Origin of the sequence: Streptomyces sp. NPDC005551, assembly GCF_042871785.1 — a bacterium.
GTDB lineage: Bacteria > Actinomycetota > Actinomycetes > Streptomycetales > Streptomycetaceae > Streptomyces.
The window spans coordinates 127,815-148,027 of record NZ_JBIAJE010000001.1 but is presented as its reverse complement, the minus strand read 5'-3'; the positions used below and the strand labels follow the sequence as shown (position 1 = coordinate 148,027).

General features: G+C 70.9%; 20 protein-coding genes and 2 pseudogenes. 6 read left to right on the top strand and 16 right to left on the bottom strand.

What is annotated here, in order from left to right; genetic code table 11:
• Positions 1 to 29 precede the first annotated feature (29 nt).
• Both ACFYP4_RS00595 and ACFYP4_RS00590 read right to left on the bottom strand, forming a co-directional pair.
• The gene (locus ACFYP4_RS00595) at positions 30 to 1,358 is read right to left on the bottom strand and encodes a class I SAM-dependent RNA methyltransferase (protein WP_388781364.1); all 1,329 of its coding nucleotides are present in this window, start codon (positions 1,356 to 1,358) and stop codon (positions 30 to 32) included.
• A 195-nt stretch (positions 1,359 to 1,553) separates the two neighbouring features.
• On the bottom strand, positions 1,554 to 3,605 hold the full coding sequence (locus tag ACFYP4_RS00590) for an APC family permease (protein WP_388781361.1): 2,052 nt from the start codon (positions 3,603 to 3,605) through the stop codon (positions 1,554 to 1,556).
• Between the two features lie 377 nt (positions 3,606 to 3,982).
• On the opposite strand from ACFYP4_RS00590, the gene ACFYP4_RS00585 reads away from it, so the two are divergent.
• Together ACFYP4_RS00585 and ACFYP4_RS00580 are read left to right on the top strand one after the other, a co-directional pair.
• On the top strand, positions 3,983 to 4,654 hold the full coding sequence (locus ACFYP4_RS00585) for a TrkA family potassium uptake protein (RefSeq protein ID WP_358853091.1): 672 nt from the start codon (positions 3,983 to 3,985) through the stop codon (positions 4,652 to 4,654).
• Positions 4,654 to 5,331, top strand: a complete 678-nt coding sequence (locus tag ACFYP4_RS00580) for a TrkA family potassium uptake protein (protein WP_358853058.1) — start codon at positions 4,654 to 4,656, stop codon at positions 5,329 to 5,331. The genes ACFYP4_RS00585 and ACFYP4_RS00580 overlap by 1 nt, the downstream gene beginning before the upstream one ends.
• Positions 5,332 to 5,549: 218 nt before the next feature.
• Here the strand turns inward: ACFYP4_RS00580 and ACFYP4_RS00575 are convergent, their stop codons facing one another.
• The 8 genes and pseudogenes from ACFYP4_RS00575 to ACFYP4_RS00540 form a co-directional block, all read right to left on the bottom strand.
• Positions 5,550 to 6,266, bottom strand: coding sequence for a DUF3159 domain-containing protein (locus tag ACFYP4_RS00575; protein WP_358853057.1), 717 nt, complete (start codon positions 6,264 to 6,266; stop codon positions 5,550 to 5,552).
• A gap of 3 nt (positions 6,267 to 6,269) precedes the next feature.
• Complete coding sequence (locus ACFYP4_RS00570) at positions 6,270 to 6,668, bottom strand: OB-fold nucleic acid binding domain-containing protein (protein ID WP_358853056.1); 399 nt, start codon at positions 6,666 to 6,668, stop codon at positions 6,270 to 6,272.
• Between the two features lie 46 nt (positions 6,669 to 6,714).
• Positions 6,715 to 7,031, bottom strand: a pseudogene (locus tag ACFYP4_RS00565) (winged helix-turn-helix domain-containing protein); the annotation flags it as partial.
• 13 nt (positions 7,032 to 7,044) lie between these two features.
• Positions 7,045 to 7,230: pseudogene (locus tag ACFYP4_RS00560) on the bottom strand (hypothetical protein); the annotation flags it as partial.
• Between the two features lie 199 nt (positions 7,231 to 7,429).
• Positions 7,430 to 8,650 (bottom strand): alginate lyase family protein, encoded by a 1,221-nt coding sequence (locus ACFYP4_RS00555; protein WP_388781356.1) that lies wholly within the window; start codon positions 8,648 to 8,650, stop codon positions 7,430 to 7,432.
• A gap of 268 nt (positions 8,651 to 8,918) precedes the next feature.
• A complete protein-coding gene (locus ACFYP4_RS00550; protein ID WP_358853054.1) occupies positions 8,919 to 9,680 on the bottom strand; it encodes a DUF3710 domain-containing protein in 762 nt (253 codons plus the stop codon).
• 1 nt (position 9,681) lies between these two features.
• Complete coding sequence (gene dut, locus ACFYP4_RS00545; protein ID WP_388781352.1) at positions 9,682 to 10,206, bottom strand: dUTP diphosphatase; 525 nt, start codon at positions 10,204 to 10,206, stop codon at positions 9,682 to 9,684.
• Complete coding sequence (locus ACFYP4_RS00540) at positions 10,203 to 10,787, bottom strand: PaaI family thioesterase (protein ID WP_388781349.1); 585 nt, start codon at positions 10,785 to 10,787, stop codon at positions 10,203 to 10,205. The genes dut and ACFYP4_RS00540 overlap by 4 nt, the downstream gene beginning before the upstream one ends.
• Before the next feature lie 58 nt (positions 10,788 to 10,845).
• On the opposite strand from ACFYP4_RS00540, the gene ACFYP4_RS00535 reads away from it, so the two are divergent.
• Positions 10,846 to 11,310 carry a DUF3093 domain-containing protein gene (locus ACFYP4_RS00535; protein WP_358853051.1) on the top strand — a complete coding sequence of 155 codons (465 nt, stop codon included), beginning with the start codon at positions 10,846 to 10,848 and terminating at the stop codon, positions 11,308 to 11,310.
• 54 nt (positions 11,311 to 11,364) lie between these two features.
• Here the strand turns inward: ACFYP4_RS00535 and ACFYP4_RS00530 are convergent, their stop codons facing one another.
• From ACFYP4_RS00530 to ACFYP4_RS00515, 4 genes are all read right to left on the bottom strand, one after another.
• A complete protein-coding gene (locus tag ACFYP4_RS00530; RefSeq protein ID WP_388781346.1) occupies positions 11,365 to 12,276 on the bottom strand; it encodes a hypothetical protein in 912 nt (303 codons plus the stop codon).
• Between the two features lie 13 nt (positions 12,277 to 12,289).
• A complete protein-coding gene (locus ACFYP4_RS00525; RefSeq protein ID WP_005481602.1) occupies positions 12,290 to 12,586 on the bottom strand; it encodes a DUF4193 domain-containing protein in 297 nt (98 codons plus the stop codon).
• A gap of 393 nt (positions 12,587 to 12,979) precedes the next feature.
• A complete protein-coding gene (locus ACFYP4_RS00520) occupies positions 12,980 to 14,218 on the bottom strand; it encodes a HAMP domain-containing sensor histidine kinase (RefSeq protein ID WP_358853049.1) in 1,239 nt (412 codons plus the stop codon).
• Between the two features lie 5 nt (positions 14,219 to 14,223).
• Positions 14,224 to 14,877 (bottom strand): response regulator transcription factor, encoded by a 654-nt coding sequence (locus ACFYP4_RS00515; protein ID WP_358853048.1) that lies wholly within the window; start codon positions 14,875 to 14,877, stop codon positions 14,224 to 14,226.
• 419 nt (positions 14,878 to 15,296) lie between these two features.
• Between ACFYP4_RS00515 and ACFYP4_RS00510 the strand changes: the two genes are divergently transcribed.
• A complete protein-coding gene (locus ACFYP4_RS00510; RefSeq protein ID WP_358853047.1) occupies positions 15,297 to 15,470 on the top strand; it encodes a hypothetical protein in 174 nt (57 codons plus the stop codon).
• Positions 15,471 to 15,608: 138 nt separating this feature from the next.
• Here the strand turns inward: ACFYP4_RS00510 and ACFYP4_RS00505 are convergent, their stop codons facing one another.
• Both ACFYP4_RS00505 and ACFYP4_RS00500 read right to left on the bottom strand, forming a co-directional pair.
• Positions 15,609 to 16,421 carry an inositol monophosphatase family protein gene (locus ACFYP4_RS00505; RefSeq protein ID WP_358853046.1) on the bottom strand — a complete coding sequence of 271 codons (813 nt, stop codon included), beginning with the start codon at positions 16,419 to 16,421 and terminating at the stop codon, positions 15,609 to 15,611.
• 8 nt (positions 16,422 to 16,429) lie between these two features.
• Positions 16,430 to 17,557 (bottom strand): ferrochelatase, encoded by a 1,128-nt coding sequence (locus ACFYP4_RS00500; RefSeq protein WP_388781341.1) that lies wholly within the window; start codon positions 17,555 to 17,557, stop codon positions 16,430 to 16,432.
• A 129-nt stretch (positions 17,558 to 17,686) separates the two neighbouring features.
• Between ACFYP4_RS00500 and ACFYP4_RS00495 the strand changes: the two genes are divergently transcribed.
• Positions 17,687 to 18,925 (top strand): MFS transporter, encoded by a 1,239-nt coding sequence (locus ACFYP4_RS00495; protein WP_358853044.1) that lies wholly within the window; start codon positions 17,687 to 17,689, stop codon positions 18,923 to 18,925.
• Entirely contained in the window at positions 18,885 to 20,204 is a 1,320-nt protein-coding gene (locus tag ACFYP4_RS00490; RefSeq protein ID WP_388781338.1) for a D-arabinono-1,4-lactone oxidase, read from the top strand. The genes ACFYP4_RS00495 and ACFYP4_RS00490 overlap by 41 nt, the downstream gene beginning before the upstream one ends.
• Positions 20,205 to 20,213: the final 9 nt, after the last annotated feature.

Genomic DNA, 20,213 nt, shown 5'->3' with positions numbered 1-20,213 from the left:
CACATAATGCGCACACACAAAACTGCAGGTCAGGAGCCCTTCGCCACCGGTTCGAGGATGGCAACGCACTCCACATGATGCGTCATCGGAAACAGATCGAACGCCCGCAGTGTCCGCACCCGGTAGCCGCCGTCGCGGAAGTACGCCAGGTCCCGGGCCAGTGCCGCCGGGTCGCAGGCCACGTACGCGATCTTGCGGGCGCCCAGGGACGCCAGGTGCTCCACCGTCTTCTTGCCCGCGCCCGCGCGGGGCGGGTCGAGGACGATCAGGTCGACCTCGGTGATGCCCGTACGCGGGAGGACCGATTCGACCTTCCCCTGCTCGATGCGGACCCGTTCGAAGCCGGCGAGGTTGTGCCGGGCGTCCTCCACCGCGCGCTTGCCGGACTCGATGCCGAGGACCGCGCCCTTGTCGCCGAGGCGGTCGGCGAGCGCGCCCGCGAAGAGGCCGACGCCGCAGTACAGGTCGAGCGCCATGTCGCCCTTGCGCGGCAGCAGGCCCTGCATGACGGCCTTGACGAGGGTGTCCGCGGCCTTCGGGTGGACCTGCCAGAAACCGCCGCTGCCGACCCGGTAGGTCCGGTCATCCGCGCGCTCGCGCACGAAGGCGCGGCCGTGCACCCGGTGGATGCCGCCGTCGTGCTCCTCGACCCGCATCACCGAGACGGGCCGGTCGAGCTCCACGAGGGGCAGCCGGGCGCCGGGCCGGGGCTCCAGGATCACCATGCGGTCCTGCGACCCCGTCGCGGCGATGGCCTCGACGGACTCCATGCCGGACCAGTCGCGCTGTTCGATCCCCAGCTCGCTCACGCCGTCCGCGGCGATCATGCAGTGCTCGATCGGCTCGACCTCGTGCGAGCGGTGGCGGCGCAGCCCGGCGTTACCGTCCGGGTCCACCGCGTACTGCACGCGCGTGCGCCACGAGGGCACCTCGCCGGGCGGCAGCTTGTCGCCCTCGGCGGGCATCACCGTGCCGTCCCAGCCGGCCTCCTCGGGCGTGAGGCCCGCGAGCCGCTGCACCTGCTCGGCGACGACCTCACCCTTGAGCCGCCGCTGGGCGCCCGGCTTCGCGTGCTGCCAGTCGCAACCGCCGCAGCGGCCGGGGCCCGCGTACGGGCAGGGCGCCTCGACGCGGTCCTTGGACGCCTCGAGGATCTCGACGGCGTCGGCACGCAGGAAGCGGGCGCCCTCCTCGCCCTCGGTCACCCGGGCACGGACCCGCTCGCCGGGCAGCGTGTGCCGGACGAAGAGGACCTGGCCCTCGGCGGTACGGGCGATGCAGTGCCCGCCGTGGGCGACGGGGCCGATCTCGACCTCGTACTCCTCCCCCACCAGTGACTTCTTCGGTTCTGCCTGCATGGCGGGGTGACTCCAGATGCGAAAAGGGGGAACGGCCGGACAACAGCCCACCAGTCTACGTGGACGTCGCCCGGCCGCTCACCACGAGCCCGCCGGCCCTCCGAGCCCGGGAGCCCGCCGGCCCGCCGGCCTCCCTGACAGGTCGGCCAGGCAGCCCGCCGGTCCCCCGGACAGGCCCGCCGGCCCGCCGGCCCGTCAGCCCTTCGGCTTGGTGGGTTCCTTCGTCCGCTGCTCGGCGGGACCACGGCGCACCGCGCCCGGCGCGTTCCAGTCCTGGCGCCTGCGGGCCCGCTTCTTCGCGGCCTCGGAGGACTCCAGCTGGTAGGGCACGGAGGTGACCATGACGCCCGGCGTGAACAGCAGCCGGCCCTTCAGGCGCAGGGCGCTCTGGTTGTGCAGCAGGTGCTCGTACCAGTGGCCGACCACGTACTCGGGGATGATCACGGAGACCGCGTCACGCGGGGACTCGCGGCGCAGCCCCTTCACGTACTCGATGACGGGGCGCGTGATCTCGCGGTAGGGCGAGTCGAGGATCTTCAGCGGGACGGTGATGCCGCGGCGTTCCCACTCCGCGCGCAGGGTCTTCGTCTCCGCGGGGTCGACGTTGACGCTGAGCGCCTCGAGGGTGTCGGACCGCATCAGCTTGGCGTAGGCCAGGGCGCGCAGGGTCGGACGGTGGATCTTCGAGATCAGGACGACGGAGTGGACGCGGGAGGGGCGGACGCTGTCGTCGGAGGGGCCCTCGGGAGCGGCGATCTCCTCGGCGACCCGGTCGTAGTGCTTCCGGATCGCGCTCATCGTCGCGTAGAAGATCACCATGCCGAGCAGGGCGACCCAGGCGCCGTGCGTGAACTTGGTGACGAGGACGACCACCAGCACGAGCCCGGTGAAGAAGGCACCGAAGGCGTTGATCGCCCGGGACCTGACCATGCGGCGGCGCTTGTTCTGGTCGCGCTCCGCGGCGAGGTGCCTGTTCCAGTGCCGCACCATGCCGGTCTGGCTGAGCGTGAAGGAGACGAAGACGCCGACGATGTAGAGCTGGATCAGCCGGGTCGAGTCGGCTCCGTAGATGACGACGAGGAGCATGGCCGCGCCGGCGAGGAGCACGATGCCGTTCGAGAAGGCGAGGCGGTCGCCGCGGGTGTGCAGCTGGCGGGGCAGGTAGCGGTCCTGCGCGAGGATCGAGCCGAGCAGCGGGAAGCCGTTGTACGCGGTGTTGGCGGCGAGGAAGAGGACCAGCGCGGTGGCCGCCGCGAGCACGATGAACAGGAAGCTGCCCTTGCCGAAGACGGCCTCGGCGACCTGCGAGATCACCGGGTTCTGCACATAGTCGGAGCCGACCGCGACGCCGTTGTCCAGCAGGTCGACGGCCGGGTTCTCGGCCATCCGGACCTTGGTGACCATGGCCAGGGCGATGATCCCGCAGAACATGGTGACGGCGAGCAGACCCATCGCCGCGAGGGTGCTCGCCGCGTTCTTCGACTTGGGCTTGCGGAAGGCCGGGACGCCGTTGGAGATCGCCTCGACTCCGGTGAGCGCGGCACAGCCGGAGGAGAAGGCCCGCAGCAGCAGGAAGACGAGGGCGAAGCCGGCGATGCCCTGGTGCTCTGCCTTGATGTGGAAGGCGGCGGTGGGCGCGCGCATGGTGTCGTCCAGGACGAGCCCGCGGAACGCGCCCCACGCGACCATGATGAAGACGCCTGCCACGAAGACGTACGTCGGGATCGCGAAGAGCTTGCCTGACTCCTTCACCCCGCGCAGGTTCATCAGCGTCAGCAGCACGATGACGGCGACCGCGCAGAACACCTTGTGCTCGACCACGAAGGGGACGGCGGAGCCGAGGTTCTCGATGCCGGAGGAGATGGAGACGGCGACGGTGAGGACGTAGTCGACGAGGAGGGCGCTGGCGACGGTGAGGCCCGCCCGGGGACCGAGGTTGGTGTTGGCCACCTCGTAGTCGCCGCCGCCGCTGGGATAGGCGTGCACGTTCTGGCGGTAGGACGCCACGACCGTGAACATGAGCACCACGACGGCGACCGCGATCCACGGGCTGAAGTGGTAGGCCGACACACCCGCGATGGACAGGACCAGGAGGACTTCTCCGGGTGCGTACGCCACGGAGGAGAGCGGGTCGGAGGCGAAGACGGGGAGTGCGATGCGCTTCGGCAGGAGAGTCTCTCCGAGCCGGTCACTGCGCAGTGCGCGCCCGATCAAGATCCGTTTGGGCACGTCGGTCAGTTTGGACACGCAGAGGATCGTAAGCGTTCGAACGGGCGGCCGCCCACCCGCCACCCGGCATCTGCTCTACGAGTGAAATCGCGGACGTTTTCCGCTGCGGATTCCGCAGTCCACAAGATCCGCATGCCTATATGACAAAACCCCGTCCCTGTCTGCTTCTGGAGGTTCCATGCACACGACCGCGGAGCTCATCGGCGCCGCCGCCGGACTGGTCGGCCTCGGAATCCTCACAGTTGTCAGCGTGCGCAGCATCGGCCGCCGCTGAGCGGTGAAACCGCGGACGACGTGCACAGGCTTGCCTTCCGCGCACCGCGCGTGTGTAGCTTGGGCGGCGGTCTGAGACCCTTTCCACCTGAGCCGTGACCATTGACTTCGGAAGGACGGTCGTGCACATCGTCATCATGGGCTGCGGAAGAGTGGGATCCGCTCTTGCCCAGACCCTGGAGCAACAGGGGCACACGGTCGCCGTGATCGACCAGGACCCCACCGCCTTCCGACGACTGGGCTCCGGGTTCGGCGGACGCCGGGTCACCGGGGTCGGCTTCGATCAGGACACGCTGCGCGAAGCGGGCATCGAGGAGGCCGGCGCCTTCGCCGCCGTCTCCAGCGGTGACAACTCGAACATCATCGCCGCCCGGGTGGCCCGCGAGATGTTCGGCATCGAGAACGTCGCGGCCCGTATCTACGACCCCCGCCGCGCCGAGGTCTACCAGCGCCTCGGCATTCCGACCGTCGCGACCGTCCGCTGGACGGCCGACCAGATGCTGCGCCGGCTCCTGCCCTCGGGCGCGGAGCCGCTGTGGCGCGACCCCACCGGCGGGGTGCAGCTCGCCGAGGTGCACGCCTCCGCCGCCTGGGTGGGCCACAAGATCAGTCGGCTCCAGGACGAGACCGGCGTCCGCGTCGCGTTCCTCACCCGGCTCGGCGAGGCGATGCTGCCGTCCTCGCAGACGGTGTTGCAGGAGGGCGACCTGGTGCACGTGATGATGCGTACGGACGACGTCGAGAAGGTCGAGGCGGCGTTCGCCGAGGGCCCTGAAGAGGAGGGCGGTCACTGATGAGGGTCGCCATCGCCGGTGCCGGCGCCGTGGGCCGCTCGATCGCGGGCGAGCTGCTGGAGAACGGTCACGAGATCCTGCTGATCGACAAGGCGCCGACCGCCATCTCGGTCGAGCGCGTCCCGCAGGCGGAGTGGCTGCTGGCCGACGCCTGCGAGATCACCTCCCTGGACGAGGCCGCGCTCCAGCGCTGCAACGTGGTCATCGCGGCCACGGGTGACGACAAGGTCAACCTGGTCGTCTCCCTCCTCGCGAAGACCGAGTACGGCGTCCCGCGGGTCGTGGCCCGCGTCAACAACCCGAAGAACGAGTGGCTGTTCAACGAGTCGTGGGGCGTGGACGTCGCCGTCTCCACCCCGCGTCTGATGTCGGCCCTCGTCGAGGAGGCCGTCAGCGTCGGCGACCTGGTCCGTCTGCTGCGCTTCAGCCACGGCGACGCCAACCTCGTGGAGCTGACGCTGCCGCCGGAGTCCGCCCTGGCCGGTACGCAGGTCGGTGACGTCGAGTGGCCCGAGGACACCTCGCTGGTCACGATCATCCGGGGCACCCGCGTCCTGACCCCGTCCCGGGAGGACTCCCTGGAGGCGGGCGACGAGCTGCTGTTCGTGGCCGCCCAGGCCCGCGAGGAACAGCTGGAGGACCTGCTGTCGGTACGCCGCGAGGACGCGACGAGCTGAGGTCTTCCAGTCCGTCCGGCCTTGGCGGACGAGGACGCGGTCAGCGGGGACACGACGAAGGGGGCGCCCGGAGAATTCCGGGCGCCCCCTTCGTGTGCCAGTCCTTCAGTCCGTCCGGCGTGGGAGGAGTGGGCCGCAGGCCGTTGCGGTGAGCGGACCGTCCTCGCCGGGGGTCCGCTCGGGAGAGCCGAGGAGTCCTGCTCGGCAGATTGGGGATCCTACTCGGCAGAGCGGGCGGCGGCCCTGGCGCGTTCCGCCTGCTCCTCCGCCTCCATCTCCGCGAACACGTCGATCGGCGCGGGCGCCTTGGCCAGGAAGACCCAGGTGAGCCAGACGGCGAGGAGGAAGGGCGGGATCTTCAGGGCGACCAGGACCCAGCCGAGCTGGGTGGTGTCGGCCCACCAGTACAGCGGGAAGAGCACGGCGCACTTGGCGAGCAGGATCAGACCCCACGCCCAGCTGGCCTTCGCGTACGCCTTCTTGCGGCCGGGGTTGCGCTTGCGCCAGGAGAGGTTCTCCTTGAAGACCGGGCCGAGGATCAGTCCGATCAGCGGGACGCCGCACAGGGTCGTGATGATGTACGCCAGCGCCAGGCCGAGCGTGTAGATCATGCCCGGCAGGTAGAAGTCCTTGGCGTTGCCCGTCATCATCGCGAAGACCACGCCGAACGCGACACCGAAGACGCCGCTGAAGGCGTGCTTGACCGTGTCCTTGGTGACCAGGCGGACCACGACGAGCAGCAGGGACACCGCGAGGGCGGCGATCGCCGACCAGTGCAGGTCCTTGGTGAGCGTGAAGATGGTGACGAAGAGCAGGCCGGGCAGGACCGTCTCGACCATGCCACGCACGCCGCCGAACGCCTCGAAGAGCGCGGCCTCGGTCACCGCCCTGGAATCCTGCTGGGCGTCTTCGGTCGGCTTGTCGAGCGACGTCACCGGCTACTCCCGTCCGAGCGGTCTGAGTTCGTACTTCGGGTTGAACAGCACCCTACGGCCCCGGCTCAGGGAGATCCGGCCCGAAGCGATGAGTTTGCGTCCCGGCTCTATGCCCACGATGGAGCGCCGGCCGAGCCACACCACGTCCAGCGCGGCCGAGCCGTCGAACAGCTCGGCCTCCAGGGCCGGGACGCCCGCCCGCGGCCGCAGCGTGACCGTGCGCAAGGTACCAGTAACCGTGACGATCTGCCGGTCCTGGCAGTCGCCGATGCGCGTACATCCGGTGGTGTCGGTGTCCTCCCGCAGCTCCTCGGACTCCAGGTCCTCCTGGGAGGAGGAGAGCCGGTCGAGCATGCGCCGGAACCGGCCCACCGGCTTGTCGGAACGGGGAACAGCACTCATACCGAAAGCGTACCGGGGGGCGCCGGGAGCCACGTACCCGCACGGGTCAGCGTTCGAACCGGTAGCCCATGCCCGGTTCCGTGACGAAGTGCCGCGGGTGCGCGGGGCCGGCTCCAGCTTGCGCCGCAGCTGGGCCATGTAGACCCGCAGGTAGTTCGTCTCGGTGCCGTAGGACGGCCCCCACACCTCCTGGAGCAGCTGTTTCTGCCCGACCAGGTGGCCGGGGTGACGCACCAGGACCTCCAGCAGGTGCCACTCGGTGGGGGTCAGGCGTACGTCGCGGCCGGCGCGGCGCACCTTCTCAACCGCGAGGTCGACGGTGAGGGCGTCCGTCTCGACGATCACGTCGCTCTCGTCGGGTCCGAAGATGTACTGCCGCCAGCTCCTTCGGGGAGGCGGAGGTCAGGCCGTCGCTGCGGGCGATGTGGACGGCCAGCACCTCGCCGCCCGCGCCCTTCTCCGCGAGGCGGGCCGCCCGGCGGATCAGCGTCCGGCCCGCGGGTCCGCCGGTCAGCCCGGCCACGATCCGCTCGCGCGAGCCCCAGATCGCCGAGACCCGGTGACGTCCTGCCGGCGCTTGACGTTGTGCGAGCCGGGGACGTGATCCACCTCGGTGCGGCACCGGGCGTCGGCAGGACGTACCCGTCGACCTCACGGCCGCGGGGCCCGGCGAACGGGGTGGTGGGCGCCGTGCGGGACGAGTTGACGCAACCCTGACGGCCGGGCGTACGGCGGTCGCCGCACGCCCGGCGGGGGGAGGGTCAGTTCGGGTTGTTCCCGTGGGTGAGCGTCTCCCATGCCACGAAGAGGTTGTTGCTGCCGGCCGGCCGGTTCTGCTCGGTCAGCCGCTGGGTGTTGGTCATCGCGATGCCGAGCCGGTTGTGCAGGGCGTTGTACCCGACCTCGGTGACCGGTCCGAGCCCGAGGGTGAGGGAGCCGCCGCACAGCCAGCTCGGTGCCGCCTCGCCCAGCTGGTACCTGGACTGGAAGCCGAGGGCCTGCCGCAGCCGTTCGCCGACGTCGGTGGAGTAGAGGTCGGCGCCCTGGATGCGGCTGGTCTCGGCGATGTGCGCGATGGCGGAGATGCCGTACCCGGTGTGCGTGAAATCGCGGCAGGTCTCCTGGGTGAGGCCGGTGACGAAGGTGGACTGCCCCTGCCAGTAATTGACGATCTTGGCGGTGGTGTCGAGGTTCTGGCTGGGGACGGTCTTCGGCACGGAACCGTCGGAGGCCAGGTAGACGTAGGCGGCGGTGCGGGTCCGGAACTTCGCCATGGCCTTGTCGTAGGACGTCCTGTCCTCCAGGAAGACGGAGATGCCGACCGCGGCCTCCATCATCGACAGTTCCCAGTTGCCGTTGGAGTTGGAGCCGTTGATGACCTCGGGCAGGTAGACGTCGCGCAGCATCGTCGCGAAGCGCCCGGAGTTCGCCCACGTCCCGGTGTACGTGTACTTGATGATCTCGGCGGCCCTGGGCCACGAGGAGCCCGCCCAGCCGGTCTGCAGGGGCGCGTTGCTGTTGGTGTGGTCCTTGATCGTGGCCGACCAGGCGTCCATCAGCTCGATGGACTTCTTCGCGTACCGCTCGTCGCGGGTGATGTACCAGGCGAGGGCGTCCGTGTAAGCGGCTGTCGCGTCCTCGCGCTCGTCGGTGCAGCCGTAGTTGGGGTTCGAGTAGGAGCCGCACTCGACGGTCGCGCGAGGCTTGGCGGTGCGGGTCAGCGAGGCGTACTTGCTCGCCATCATCTGGCCGTAGGCGCTCTTCCAGGGCTGGGCACCCGCGTTGACCTGGGTGCGGGCGAAGTCCAGCTGGCTGCGGGAGACGGTGACTCCGGGGTGCGCGAAGGCCGCCGGGGCGGCCTCGGCGGTCCGCGCGGCCGGCCATGCGAGGAAGCCGCCGGCCAGGGCGGTGGTCACGGCGGCGACGGTGGCGAGCAGGGCGGGACGCCGTCTGCGGTGGTGCGGGGTGGGGGTGTCGGGCATGTGGGGGGCCATCCGTTCTTGTATGTGAACGATGGGCGCGTCATTGAACGCAACCGATGGCCGGGACCCTAGGTATGGACCAACTGCCCGTCAAGAGGCCGGACATGAGAACACCGGACACGAAAGCAAGGGGCCGCCCGACCCGAGAACAAGGAGCCGCCGGACACGAGAGCAAGGGGGACACGAGAGCAAGGAGCCGGACACGGGAAAGGGCCGCATCCCGTCAGGGATACGGCCCGATCCTCGTCCGGACGCGTGCGCGGCGCGGTCAGCGCACCTCGGTGATCTCCGGTCCGCGCTGCAGCTGGCCCATGCCACCCGAGAAGCGGGATCCTGCCTGGTCCTCCTGCTGAACACCCTCGGGGACCATCTGCGCGTCGTTCGGCAGCTTCAGGACGATGGGGTCGCGCGGAGCCATCGGGCCCTCACCGCGGACGACCACCGTGTCCCGGAAGATCTGCTCGAGCAGGCCCGCGGCCTGCGGCTGCACCGCGCCCTGCCCGGAGATCACTCCGCGCAGGAACCAGCGGGGGCCGTCCACACCGACGAACCGGACGACCTGGAAACCGCCCGTGCCGTCGGGCAGCTGCACCGGCACCTGAGCCCGCAGCTCCCAGCCCAGCGGCCCCTCGACCTCGTCGATGACACCGCCCTGCTGCGTGATGCCCGAGGCGATCTCCTCGCGGACCTCGCCCCAGATGCCCTCCCGCTTGGGAGCGGCGAAGGCCTGCAGCTGGATCGCGCTGTCCTTGAGGACGACGGTGGCCGCGACGATCGCGTCGCCCGCGACCTCGACGCGCAGCTCCATGCCGTCGACCCCGGGTACAAAGAGACCGCCCAGGTCCACCCGGCCCTCGGCCGGGTCCCGCACCTCGGAGTCGTCCCACGGGCCGTCGGGACGCGGTTCCGGCTCCAGCCTCACGCGCTCCCGCTCCGCCTCGTCCGCCTCAGTGTCGACAGCGTCGACGACCTGCTCGGCCTCGCCCGCCGCGTCCTCGGCGGCACTGCCCTTCTTGCGACGTCCGAACACGTCACTGTCCTTCCCGGTCGGATACGACCGAAGCGTATCGATTCCCACCCGCCCCGCCGCCCACGGCGGCATGACCGCCGGTGGACCCGAAGCCCCCTGCGGCCCGCTCCGAGTCGGGAAGCTCCGCGACCTCCCGGAAGCGGACCTTCTCGACCTGCTGGACGACCAGTTGGGCAATCCGGTCGAAGCGCTCGAACCGCACGGACTCGTACGGGTCGAGATTCACCACGATCACCTTGATCTCCCCACGGTACCCGGCATCAACCGTCCCCGGGGCATTCACGAGGGCGACACCGCAGCGGGCGGCGAGGCCGGAACGCGGGTGCACGAAGGCCGCGTACCCCTCCGGGAGCGCGACAGACACCCCGGTGGGCAGAACGGCCCGTTCCCCCGGCTTCAGCTCACAACTCTCGGTGGTCCGCAGATCCGCTCCCGCGTCACCGGGCTGCGCGTACGCGGGCAGCGGTACGTCCGGGTCGACGCGCCGGATGAGCACGTCCAGTTCTGGACGGGGTGCACGGTTCACGGGTTCACCTCGAAGGCGCGGGTGCGCCGGACCTGGTCGGGATCGTCCATGGCCGCCCGGATCTCCTCGGGCCTGCCGTGGTCGATGAAGTGGTCGACCTTCACCTCGATGAAGAGGGCGTCCGCACGGACGGCGACCGGCCCCTCGGGCCCGCCGATCCGTCCGGTGGCGGTCGAGTAGATCTTGCGGCCCGCGACGGCGACGACCTCGGCCTCCAGGTGCAGGACGGTGTCCACGGGCACGGGCCGCACGAAGTCGGTCTCCAGCCGGCCCGTGACCGCGATGGTGCGCAGCAGCCAGTTCAGCGAACCGAGCGTCTCGTCGAGCGCGGTGGCCAGTACGCCGCCGTGCGCGAGGCCCGGGGCGCCCTGGTGGGCCGGGCGCACGGTGAACTCCGCCGTGATCCGCACCCCCTCCCCCGCGCGTGCTTCGAGATGCAGCCCGTGGGCCTGCTTCTCACCGCATCCGAAACAGTGTCCGTAGTGCGCGCCGAGGAGCTCGCCGGGGGCGGGCGCGTCGGGGTGCCGCACCGGTGCGACGGCGTCGGCGGGGGGCCTCAGAGCTGCGGAAGTACCACTCACAGGCGCAGACCTTACCCGCGCGTCGGGCCACGGCCGACACCGTGCCAAGCTTGGTTTCATGCAGCCTTCCGCCCCGCCGTACGAAGAACGCCTCACCGCTCCCCGCAGCTGGTGGCTGATCTGCCTGATGGTCGGCGTCGCGATGGCCCTGATCCTGCTTCCGTTCGGCACCCTGCCGCTGCTCGGCGGACTGGTCGGCGGCACCGCGGTCTCGGCGGTCGTGGCGAGCTCGTACGGCTCGGTCCGCATCCGGGTGGTGGGCGACTCCCTCATCGCGGGCGAGGCGAAGATCCCGGTGGCGGCGCTCGGCGAGGCCGAGGTGCTGGACCCGGAGGAGACCCGGGCCTGGCGCACCCACAAGGCGGACACCCGCGCCTTCATGCTCCTGCGGGCGTACATCCCGCGGGCGCTGCGGGTGGTGGTGACCGATCCGCAGGACCCGACCCCGTACCTGTACCTGTCGACGCGGGAGCCCGAACGGCTCAAGGCGGCGCTGGAGGCGGCCCGGGCGACGGCCCGGTAGGTCCCGCGGCCCCGGCCGCCCGTCCCAGAGCCCCGTCGCGTGTCCGCGGGGCTCTCAGTGGCCCGGCTCCGTGGGGAGCTCGCCCGGGAGCAGGGGTTCCGCCGGCTGTTCCAGCGGTGGAAGTTCCGGCAGGGCGTCCCACGGCACCTGGGCCTTGCGCAGGTCCTTGCGGATGCGCTCCGCGACGCGCTTGGTGTCCCGGCGGTTCATGGCCGCTCCGACCGCGGCTCCCACCATGAAGGGCAGCAGGTTCGGCAGGTCGCGGACCATGCGCTTCATGATCTGCTGGCGCAGCTCGCGCTTCATCTGGCCGCCCAGGGCGGTCTGGACGGTCAGCGGCTTGGTCACGTCGATGCCGCGCTCCCCGGACCACGAGCTCAGGTACGCGGTGCTGCGCTCCTTCAGGTTCCCCGGCGGGCGCAGGCCGTAGACCTCGTGCAGTTCCGCGATCATCTTCAGCTCGATGGCGGCGACGCCGGTGATCTCGGCGGCCAGTTCGGTGGGCATCGCGGGGGGTACGGGCATCATGGCGGCCGCGCCGATGCCGGCCCCGACGGTGGAGGTCGCGGCGGCGGCGCCCGCGACGATCTTGTCGGCGAGCTGCTCGGGCCCGAGGCCCAGGAACTGTCTGCGGAGGGTCGCGAGGTCCCGTACGGGGATTCGCGGGGCGATGTCGATGATGCGGTCGGCGAGGAACGCCAGGCCCGCCCTGGCCCGGCTGCCGCCCTTGCGGACGCCGTCCCTCACTCCGTCCCGGACGACCGCGGCGCGTCGCCTGGCGGCGGGCGCAGGGGTCTCCACGGGGGTCGGCAGTCCGCCTGGGGCGGGCGCCGGTTCGAGCGAGGCTGATCCTGCTTCGGATGAGCCCCGCCCGTCGTCACGCACGCTCTCAGAGCCGCTGGACGGCCCGTCGTCCGCTTCCGTCCTGCGGAAGCGGCGCTTCCAAGGTGGGGTCGAGCCAGTCACGGCCGACCCTGCCTCAGTCGCAGTCGCGGCAGATCGGCTGGCCGTTCTTCTCGCGGGCCAGCTGACTGCGGTGGTGCACCAGGAAGCAGCTCATGCAAGTGAACTCGTCCTGCTGCTTGGGCAGAACCCGGACGGCCAGCTCTTCGTTCGAGAGGTCCGCGCCGGGCAGCTCCAGGCCTTCGGCGGCCTCGAACTCGTCGACGTCCACGGCGGACGTCGACTTGTCGTTCCTCCTGGCCTTCAGTTCTTCAAGACTGTCCGAGTCGACGTCGTCGTCGGTCTTGCGTGGGGTGTCGTAATCCGTTGCCATGTCGCTCTCCCCCTCTGGGTGTCTGCGGTGTCTCCAGCGCACGTAACGCGTGAGAGGCCGGACTTGTGCCCGACCCGAGGCGGAGATTTTGCCTCACATCAAGGTCTGTTACTCAATCGACACCCAACCGGACTCCTCAGGAGTGATCGGCTTGGATGGCGATGGGGACCGTACACGGTCCGAATGGCGCACTTCAAAGCGGTCTCACCGTGTACTTCCCGTGATCGCGACCTCCGAAAACCCGGATTATCCCGGCTTTCCGACGGTCTCCGCGATCACGGAGAGTATATGGCCAGAAAATCGCTCTTGTGATCGATCACACACGGCGCTCCCGGACGGCCGGCCCGGGAATTCCGCGCAGAGCGAACAACGTCGTGTGTCGGCGACATGGTCTCAGATCGGCAGGGTGACCCGCATCACGAGCCCACCTCCCTCCCGGGGCTCGGCGTAGATGTGCCCGCCGTGCGCGCGGGCCACGGAACGCGCGATGGACAGACCGAGGCCGACGCCCTTGTCGCTGCCGGTGCGCTCCATGCGCAGCCGCCGGAAGGGCTCGAAGAGGTTGTCGACCTCGTACGCGGGGACCACGGGCCCCGTGTTCGTCACGACGAGGACCGCCCGGCCGTGCTGCACCTCGGTGGTGACCTCCACCCAGCCGCCCTCGGGCACGTTGTACCGCACGGCGTTCTGGATGAGGTTCAGGGCGATCCGCTCCAGCAGTACGCCGTTGCCCTGGACGACCGCCGGGGCGCGCTCCCCCCGGATCTCCACGCCCTTCGCCTCGGCCTCACCCCGCACCTGGTCGGTGGCCTGCGAGGCGACCTCCGCCAGGTTCACCGGCTTGCGCTCGACGATCTGGTTGTCGCTGCGGGCGAGCAGCAGCAGGCCCTCCACGAGCAGCTCACTGCGTTCGTTGGTGGCGAGCAGGGTCTTGCCCAGCTGTTGCAGCTCCACGGGCGCGCCCGGGTCGGACAGGTGCACCTCCAGGAGCGTGCGGTTGATCGCGAGAGGGGTGCGCAGCTCGTGCGAGGCGTTGCCGACGAACCGCTGCTGGGCCGTGAAGGCGCGCTGCAACCGCTCCAGCATGTCGTCGAAGGTGTCGGCCAGCTCCTTCAGCTCGTCGTCCGGACCGTCCAGCTCGATGCGCCTGGACAGGTCCGAGCCCGCCACCGCGCGCGCGGTGCGGGTGATCCGGCCGAGCGGCGACAGGACCCGCCCGGCCATGGCGTAGCCGAAGGCGAAGGCGATCACGGCGAGACCGAGCAGGGCGAGCAGCGAGCGGCTGAGCAGTCCGTCGAGCGCGTGCTGGCGTCGGACGGCGGTGCACTCCTTGAGCATCGCGTTCAGCTCGTCGATGCTGCCGGCACCGCTCAGCTGCGGACAGTTGCCGCTGGCGAGTTCGAGGTTGGTGCCGGACACCTTGAAGTCCATGCCACTGCCCTCGTGCAGCGCCTGCGCCGCGAGGAGGTAGATGATCGACAGCAGCAGGATGCCGGCGATCAGGAACATCCCGCCGTACAGCAGCGTGAGCCGTATGCGGATGGTGGGCCGCAGCCACGGGAACGGTGCCTGCGGCTTCCTGGGGTCCCAGGTGGGCTTGGGTGGCGCCGTCGGCGGCGCGGGTGCGCTCACGCGGATCAGATCCGGTAGCCCGAGCCGGGGACCGTGACGATCACCGCGGGCTCGCCGAGCTTGCGCCGCAGCGTCATCACGGTCACCCGGACGACATTGGTGAACGGGTCCGTGTTCTCGTCCCAGGCCTTCTCCAGGAGCTGCTCGGCGGAGACGACGGCGCCCTCGCTGCGCAGCAGGACCTCCAGGACGGCGAACTCCTTGGGCGCGAGCTGGACCTCCTTGCCGTCGCGGAAGACCTCACGGCGGTTGGGGTCCAGCTTGATGCCGGCGCGCTCCAGGACGGGCGGCAGCGGCATGCTCGTACGCCGTCCGAGGGCCCGCACGCGCGCGGTGAGCTCGCTGAAGGCGAAGGGCTTCGGGAGGTAGTCGTCGGCGCCGATCTCCAGGCCCTCGACCCGGTCGCTGACGTCGCCGGACGCGGTGAGCATCAGCACGCGCGTGGGCATGCCGAGCTCGACGATCTTGCGGCAGACGTCGTCGCCGTGCACGAGCGGGAGGTCGCGGTCCAGGACCACCACGTCGTAGTCGTTGACGCCGATGCGCTCCAGGGCGGCCGCGCCGTCGTACACGACGTCGACGGCCATGGCCTCCCGGCGCAGTCCGGTGGCCACCGCATCGGCGAGCAGCTGCTCGTCCTCGACGACGAGTACGCGCACGTCGCTTGTCCTTCCTCTGTCCGCCCGCGCAGCGCCGTACAGGCGCCCGAGGGCAGGGTCTGACGGGGGTCCCCCGCCCGGGCGCAGCCGAGATCGGGGGCTGAGGCATCCATCCTGCCCTTTTCGGCCATAAGTCGGCTGTAAGGCGGGTGGGGCCCGGGAGCGCGGGATTTTCTCCCGCGGTTGAGGTTTCCGCGGAAGAGAGCGCGGGGAGGACGGCTTTACACCCCGCGATCACGCTCTGCTTGTGGCACGCCGTCTCGTGGTTGTCCAACCGCTTCCGCAGAGCGGGCGTGGGTGTCCGGCACCGTCGCCGCCCGGCTGGGCAGCGCTGGGCACCCGTATGGAGACGTGATCGCCCCTTCCGAATGGCACACCCCCGTGCCACCGACCCACGACCCAGGACGAGGGGGCGCAGCATGGACGCATTCACCGCAGGGCTTCTGCAGCGCATAAAGGCGACCGAGTCCGACCTGACGCGGGCTCGCGAGACAGGCGACGACTTCCTCGTGGAGGTCGAGCAGGGAGAGCTGGACGACCTGCGCCGCCTGGCGGCCGAGCACGGCGTGCAGGTCGGCGTCGCGCACGTCTGACCGGATCGCACGAGGAGCGGGGCCCCGGCATCGATCCAGTGCCGGGGCCCCGCTTCGCGCCGTACGCGGTCCTGCGCGTCGTATGCCTCAGGCGCCACAGGCGCCACAGGCGCCTCGAGCGCCTCCCGCGCTCCGCCGCTAGTCGTGCCAGGCGCCGAGGTCCTCCAGGCGGGTCTGGAGGGTCTCGAAGAGGCCGGGCGGGGCCGCGACGGTCAGCTCGGTCGAGAGGGGCTCCCCGGGGCGCCCGCCGGTCAGCGCGCCCGCCTCGCGGGCGATCAGGTCGCCCGCCGCGTAGTCCCAGGGGTTCAGCCCGCGCTCGTAGTACGCGTCCAGGCGGCCCGTCGCCACGTCGCACAGGTCGATCGCGGCCGAGCCGCCCCGGCGGATGTCCCGCACCTCGGGGACCAGCTCCCGCAGGACCTCCGCCTGCCTGGCCCGGCGCTCGGCGAGGTAGCCGAAGCCGGTGCCGACCAGGGCCAGCCCGAAGGACGGCGCCGGCCGCACGCGCGCGGGCCGGTCGTTCACGAACGCGCCCCGGCCGAGCACCGCGCGGCAGGTCTCGCCCCGCACCGGCGCGTGGACCACGCCCACGAGGGTCTCGCCGTCCTTGCGGGCCGCGATGGAGACGGCCCAACTGGGCAGGCCGTACAGGTAGTTGACTGTGCCGTCGATCGGGTCGATCACCCACTGGACGCCACTGGTGCCCTCGACGCTCGCGCCCTCCTCGCCCAGCACTCCGTCGTCCGGCCTGCGCTCGGCGATCAGGGCGGTGATCAGCTTCTCGGACGCGATGTCCATCTCGGTGACGACGTCGACGGCGCTGGACTTGGTCGCCGCCACCCCGAGGTCGTCGGGGCGGCCGTGGCACAGGAAGTCACCCGCCCGGTGGGCGGCTTCCAGCGCGAGCTCCAGCAGCTCGGCCCTGAGGCGGTCGTGTGCGGTGTCGGTCACGGTGTTCCTCACGCGTAGGGGCTGTCGGCGCCCGCGGCGGCGGGGCGGGGGGCGCGGGCGGGGCAGCAGCCGACCGGGCACAGGTCGTGGCTCGCGCCGAGGGCGCCGAGGGCGCAGGGAGCCACCTGCCGGCCGTTCTCGGCGGCGGCGCGCTCCAGGACGAGGTCGCGGACGGCCGCGGCGAAGCGGGGGTCCGCGCCCACGGCGGCCGAGCGGCGCACCGGCAGACCCAGCTCCCCGGCCTTGGCCATGGCCTCCGTGTCGAGGTCGTAGAGGACCTCCATGTGGTCCGAGACGAACCCGATGGGCGCCATCACGACCGCCGGGACCCCGGCGCCGTGCAGCTCCTCCAGGTGGTCGCAGATGTCCGGCTCGAGCCACGGGATGTGCGGGGCTCCGGAGCGCGACTGGTAGACCAGCCGCCAGGGGTGCTCGATGCCGGTCTCCTCGCGCACGGCGTCGGTGATCAGCCGCGCGACGTCCAGGTGCTGCCGGACGTAGGCACCGCCGTCGCCGTGTCCCTCGACGGGGCCCGAGGTGTCGGCGGCCGCGTCCGGGATGGAGTGGGTGGTGAAGGCGAGGTGCGCGCCGCCGCGCACGTCCTCGGGCAGCTCGGCCAGGGACTTCAGGACGCCGTCGACCATGGGGCGCACGAAGCCGGGGTGGTTGAAGTAGTGCCGCAGCTTGTCGATCCGCGGCGGTTCGAGCCCCTCGGCCTCCAGGGCGGCCAGGGCGTCCGCCAGGTTCTCGCGGTACTGCCGGCAGCCCGAGTACGAGGCGTACGCGCTGGTGGCGAGGACGAGGATGCGCCGGTGGCCGTCGGTGACCATCTCGCGCAGGGTGTCCGTCAGGTAGGGCGCCCAGTTGCGGTTGCCCCAGTACACCGGCAGGTCGAGGCCGTGCTCGGCGAAGTCCTCGCGGAGCGCCTCCAGCAGGGCGCGGTTCTGTTCGTTGATCGGACTGACCCCGCCGAACAGGAAGTAGTGCTGCCCCACTTCCTTGAGCCGTTCCTTGGGGATGCCCCGTCCGCGCGTCACGTTCTCCAGGAACGGGACCACGTCGTCCGGGCCCTCGGGGCCGCCGAACGAGAGCAGGAGCAGGGCGTCGTAGGGGGTGGCATCGAGCGCGTCTGGCATGTCTCGATCCTGCCACCCGCCACCGACAACCGGGATCCCGGCCCGCGGAACCCGCATGCGTGAGGGCCGCCCGGACCCGTAAGCTGTATCAGCCATCTTCACGCCTTACCCGGACCCCCGGAGTCCCCCGTGCCCAGCCCCTACGTCGCCCTGTTCGCCGCCCCAGGCTCCAAGGGCTTCTCCGCCGCGGGCTTCCTCGGCAGGATGCCCCTGTCCATGATGGGCATCGGCGTGGTCACGATGATCTCCCAGCTCACCGGCCGGTACGGCCTCGCGGGCGCCCTGTCGGCCACCATGGCGCTGGCCGCCGCCGTGATGGGACCCCAGGTCTCGCGTCTGGTGGACCGCCACGGGCAGCGCCGGGTGCTGCGCCCGGTGACCCTGTTCGCCCTGGCCGCGGCCGCCGGGCTGCTGTGCGCGGCGCACTACGAGTGGCCCGACTGGGTGCTGTTCCTGTGCTCGGCGGGCATCGGCTGCGTCCCGAGCGTCGGCGCGATGATCCGGGCGCGCTGGGCGGCCGTCTACCGGGACACCCCGCACCTGCACACCGCGTACTCCTTCGAGTCCGTGGTCGACGAGATCTGCTTCATCTTCGGACCGATCATCTCCATCGGTCTCTCGACGGTCTGGTTTCCCGAGGCGGGTCCGCTGCTCGCCGCGTGCTTCCTGGGTGCCGGCGTCTTCTGGCTGACGGCCCAGCGCGCCACCGAGCCGGTGCCCCATCCGCGCGAGCACCACTCCCGCGGCTCGGCACTGCGCTCGGCCGGACTCCAGGTCCTGGTGGCCACCTTCGTGGCGACGGGGGCCATCTTCGGGGCGGTCGACGTGGTCACCGTTGCCTTCGCGGAGGAGCGGGGCCACAAGGGTGCCGCGAGCGTCGTCCTCGCGCTGTACGCCGCCGGCTCCTGTGTGGCGGGGGCCGTCTTCGGGCTGCTGCGGTTCGCGGGCCCGCCGGAGCGCCGGTGGCTGCTGGGCATCTGTGCGATGGCCGTGAGTATGATCCCCCTCCTACTGGTCGGGAACCTGCCGTTTCTGGCCGTGGCGCTGTTCCTGGCGGGCCTGTCCATCGCACCGACGATGATCACGACGATGTCCCTCATCGAGCAGCACGTTCCACGCGCGAAACTGACCGAGGGCATGACCTGGGTGAGCACCGGGCTCGCGGTCGGGGTCGCGCTCGGCTCCTCCGTGTCCGGCTGGGTGATCGACGCCGCCGGCGCGAAGGCCGGGTACGGGGTTCCGGCGGTGTCCGGGGCCGTCGCGGTCGCGGTGGGTCTTCTCGGTTACCGCCGGCTGAACAGGCCGGTTCCGCAGCGGGGAGGGACCCATGAGCAGCACAGCGAGCGGGAAGAGCGGAACGTGGCGTAACTGGGCCGGGAACGTCACGGCCCGCCCCGTCCGGGAGGTCGCTCCGGCGTCCGTGGGGGAGCTGTCCGCGGCCGTGCGCAAAGCCGCCGAGGACGGGCTGCGGGTCAAGGCGGTCGGTAGCGGCCACTCGTTCACGGCGGTCGCCTCGACCGACGGGGTACTGGTCCGCCCGCACCTGTTGACGGGCATCCGCGGGATCGACCGTGCGGCCGGCACCGTCACCGTCGAGGCGGGCACCCCGCTCAAGCGTCTGAACGTGGCGCTCGCCCGCGAGGGACTGTCGCTCACGAACATGGGCGACATCATGGAGCAGACGGTCTCGGGCGCGACCAGTACCGGCACCCACGGCACCGGCCGCGACTCCGCCTCGATCGCCGCCCAGATCAAGGCCCTCGAACTGGTCCTGGCGGACGGCTCGGTCCTCACCTGCTCCGAGAAGGAGAACCCCGAGGTCTTCGCCGCCGCCCGCATCGGGATCGGCGCGCTGGGCATCGTCACCGCGATCACGTTCGCCGTGGAGCCCGTCTTCCTGCTCACCGCCCGTGAGGAGCCGATGAGTTTCGACCGGGTGACCTCCGACTTCGACGCGCTCGTCGCGGAGAACGAGCACTTCGAGTTCTACTGGTTCCCGCACACCGGCAACTGCAACACCAAGCGCAACAACCGCAGCGCGGGCCCCGAGAGGCCGCTCGGCCGGGTCGGCGGCTGGATCGAGGACGAGTTCCTCTCCAACGGCGTCTTCCAAACGGCCAATCTGCTCGGCCGCGCCGTGCCCGCCACCATCCCGGCCATCGCGAAGGTCTCCAGCCGCGCCCTGTCCGCCCGGACGTACACCGACATCCCGTACAAGGTCTTCACCTCGCCCCGACGGGTGCGCTTCATGGAGATGGAGTACGCCGTCCCGCGCGAGGCTCTCGTCGAGACGCTGCGGGAGCTGAAGAGCATGGTCGACCGCTCGCCACTGCGGGTGAGCTTCCCGGTCGAGGTCCGCACCGCCCCCGCCGACGACATCACGCTGTCCACTGCGTCGGGCCGGGAGAGCGCGTACATCGCCGTCCACATGTTCAAGGGGACGCCCTATCAGGCGTACTTCACGGCGGCCGAGCGGATTTTCACGGCGCACGACGGGCGGCCGCACTGGGGCAAGGTGCACACCCGTGACGCCGGCTACTTCGCCGGGGTCTACCCGCGCTTCGGCGAGTTCACCGCTCTGAGAGACCGTCTGGACCCGGAACGACGGTTCGGGAACGACTACTTGCGCCGGGTGCTGGGGCCGTAGTCGCGCCGG

Coding starts and splice junctions, on each gene's coding strand:
- ACFYP4_RS00595 (WP_388781364.1), bottom strand. CDS start 1,358: ATGCAGGCAGAACCGAAGAAGTCACTGGTGGGGGAGGAGTACGAGGTC.
- ACFYP4_RS00580 (WP_358853058.1), top strand. CDS start 4,654: ATGAGGGTCGCCATCGCCGGTGCCGGCGCCGTGGGCCGCTCGATCGCG.
- ACFYP4_RS00570 (WP_358853056.1), bottom strand. CDS start 6,668: ATGAGTGCTGTTCCCCGTTCCGACAAGCCGGTGGGCCGGTTCCGGCGC.
- ACFYP4_RS00555 (WP_388781356.1), bottom strand. CDS start 8,650: ATGCCCGACACCCCCACCCCGCACCACCGCAGACGGCGTCCCGCCCTG.
- ACFYP4_RS00535 (WP_358853051.1), top strand. CDS start 10,846: ATGCAGCCTTCCGCCCCGCCGTACGAAGAACGCCTCACCGCTCCCCGC.
- ACFYP4_RS00525 (WP_005481602.1), bottom strand. CDS start 12,586: ATGGCAACGGATTACGACACCCCACGCAAGACCGACGACGACGTCGAC.
- ACFYP4_RS00510 (WP_358853047.1), top strand. CDS start 15,297: ATGGACGCATTCACCGCAGGGCTTCTGCAGCGCATAAAGGCGACCGAG.
- ACFYP4_RS00500 (WP_388781341.1), bottom strand. CDS start 17,557: ATGCCAGACGCGCTCGATGCCACCCCCTACGACGCCCTGCTCCTGCTC.
- ACFYP4_RS00490 (WP_388781338.1), top strand. CDS start 18,885: ATGAGCAGCACAGCGAGCGGGAAGAGCGGAACGTGGCGTAACTGGGCC.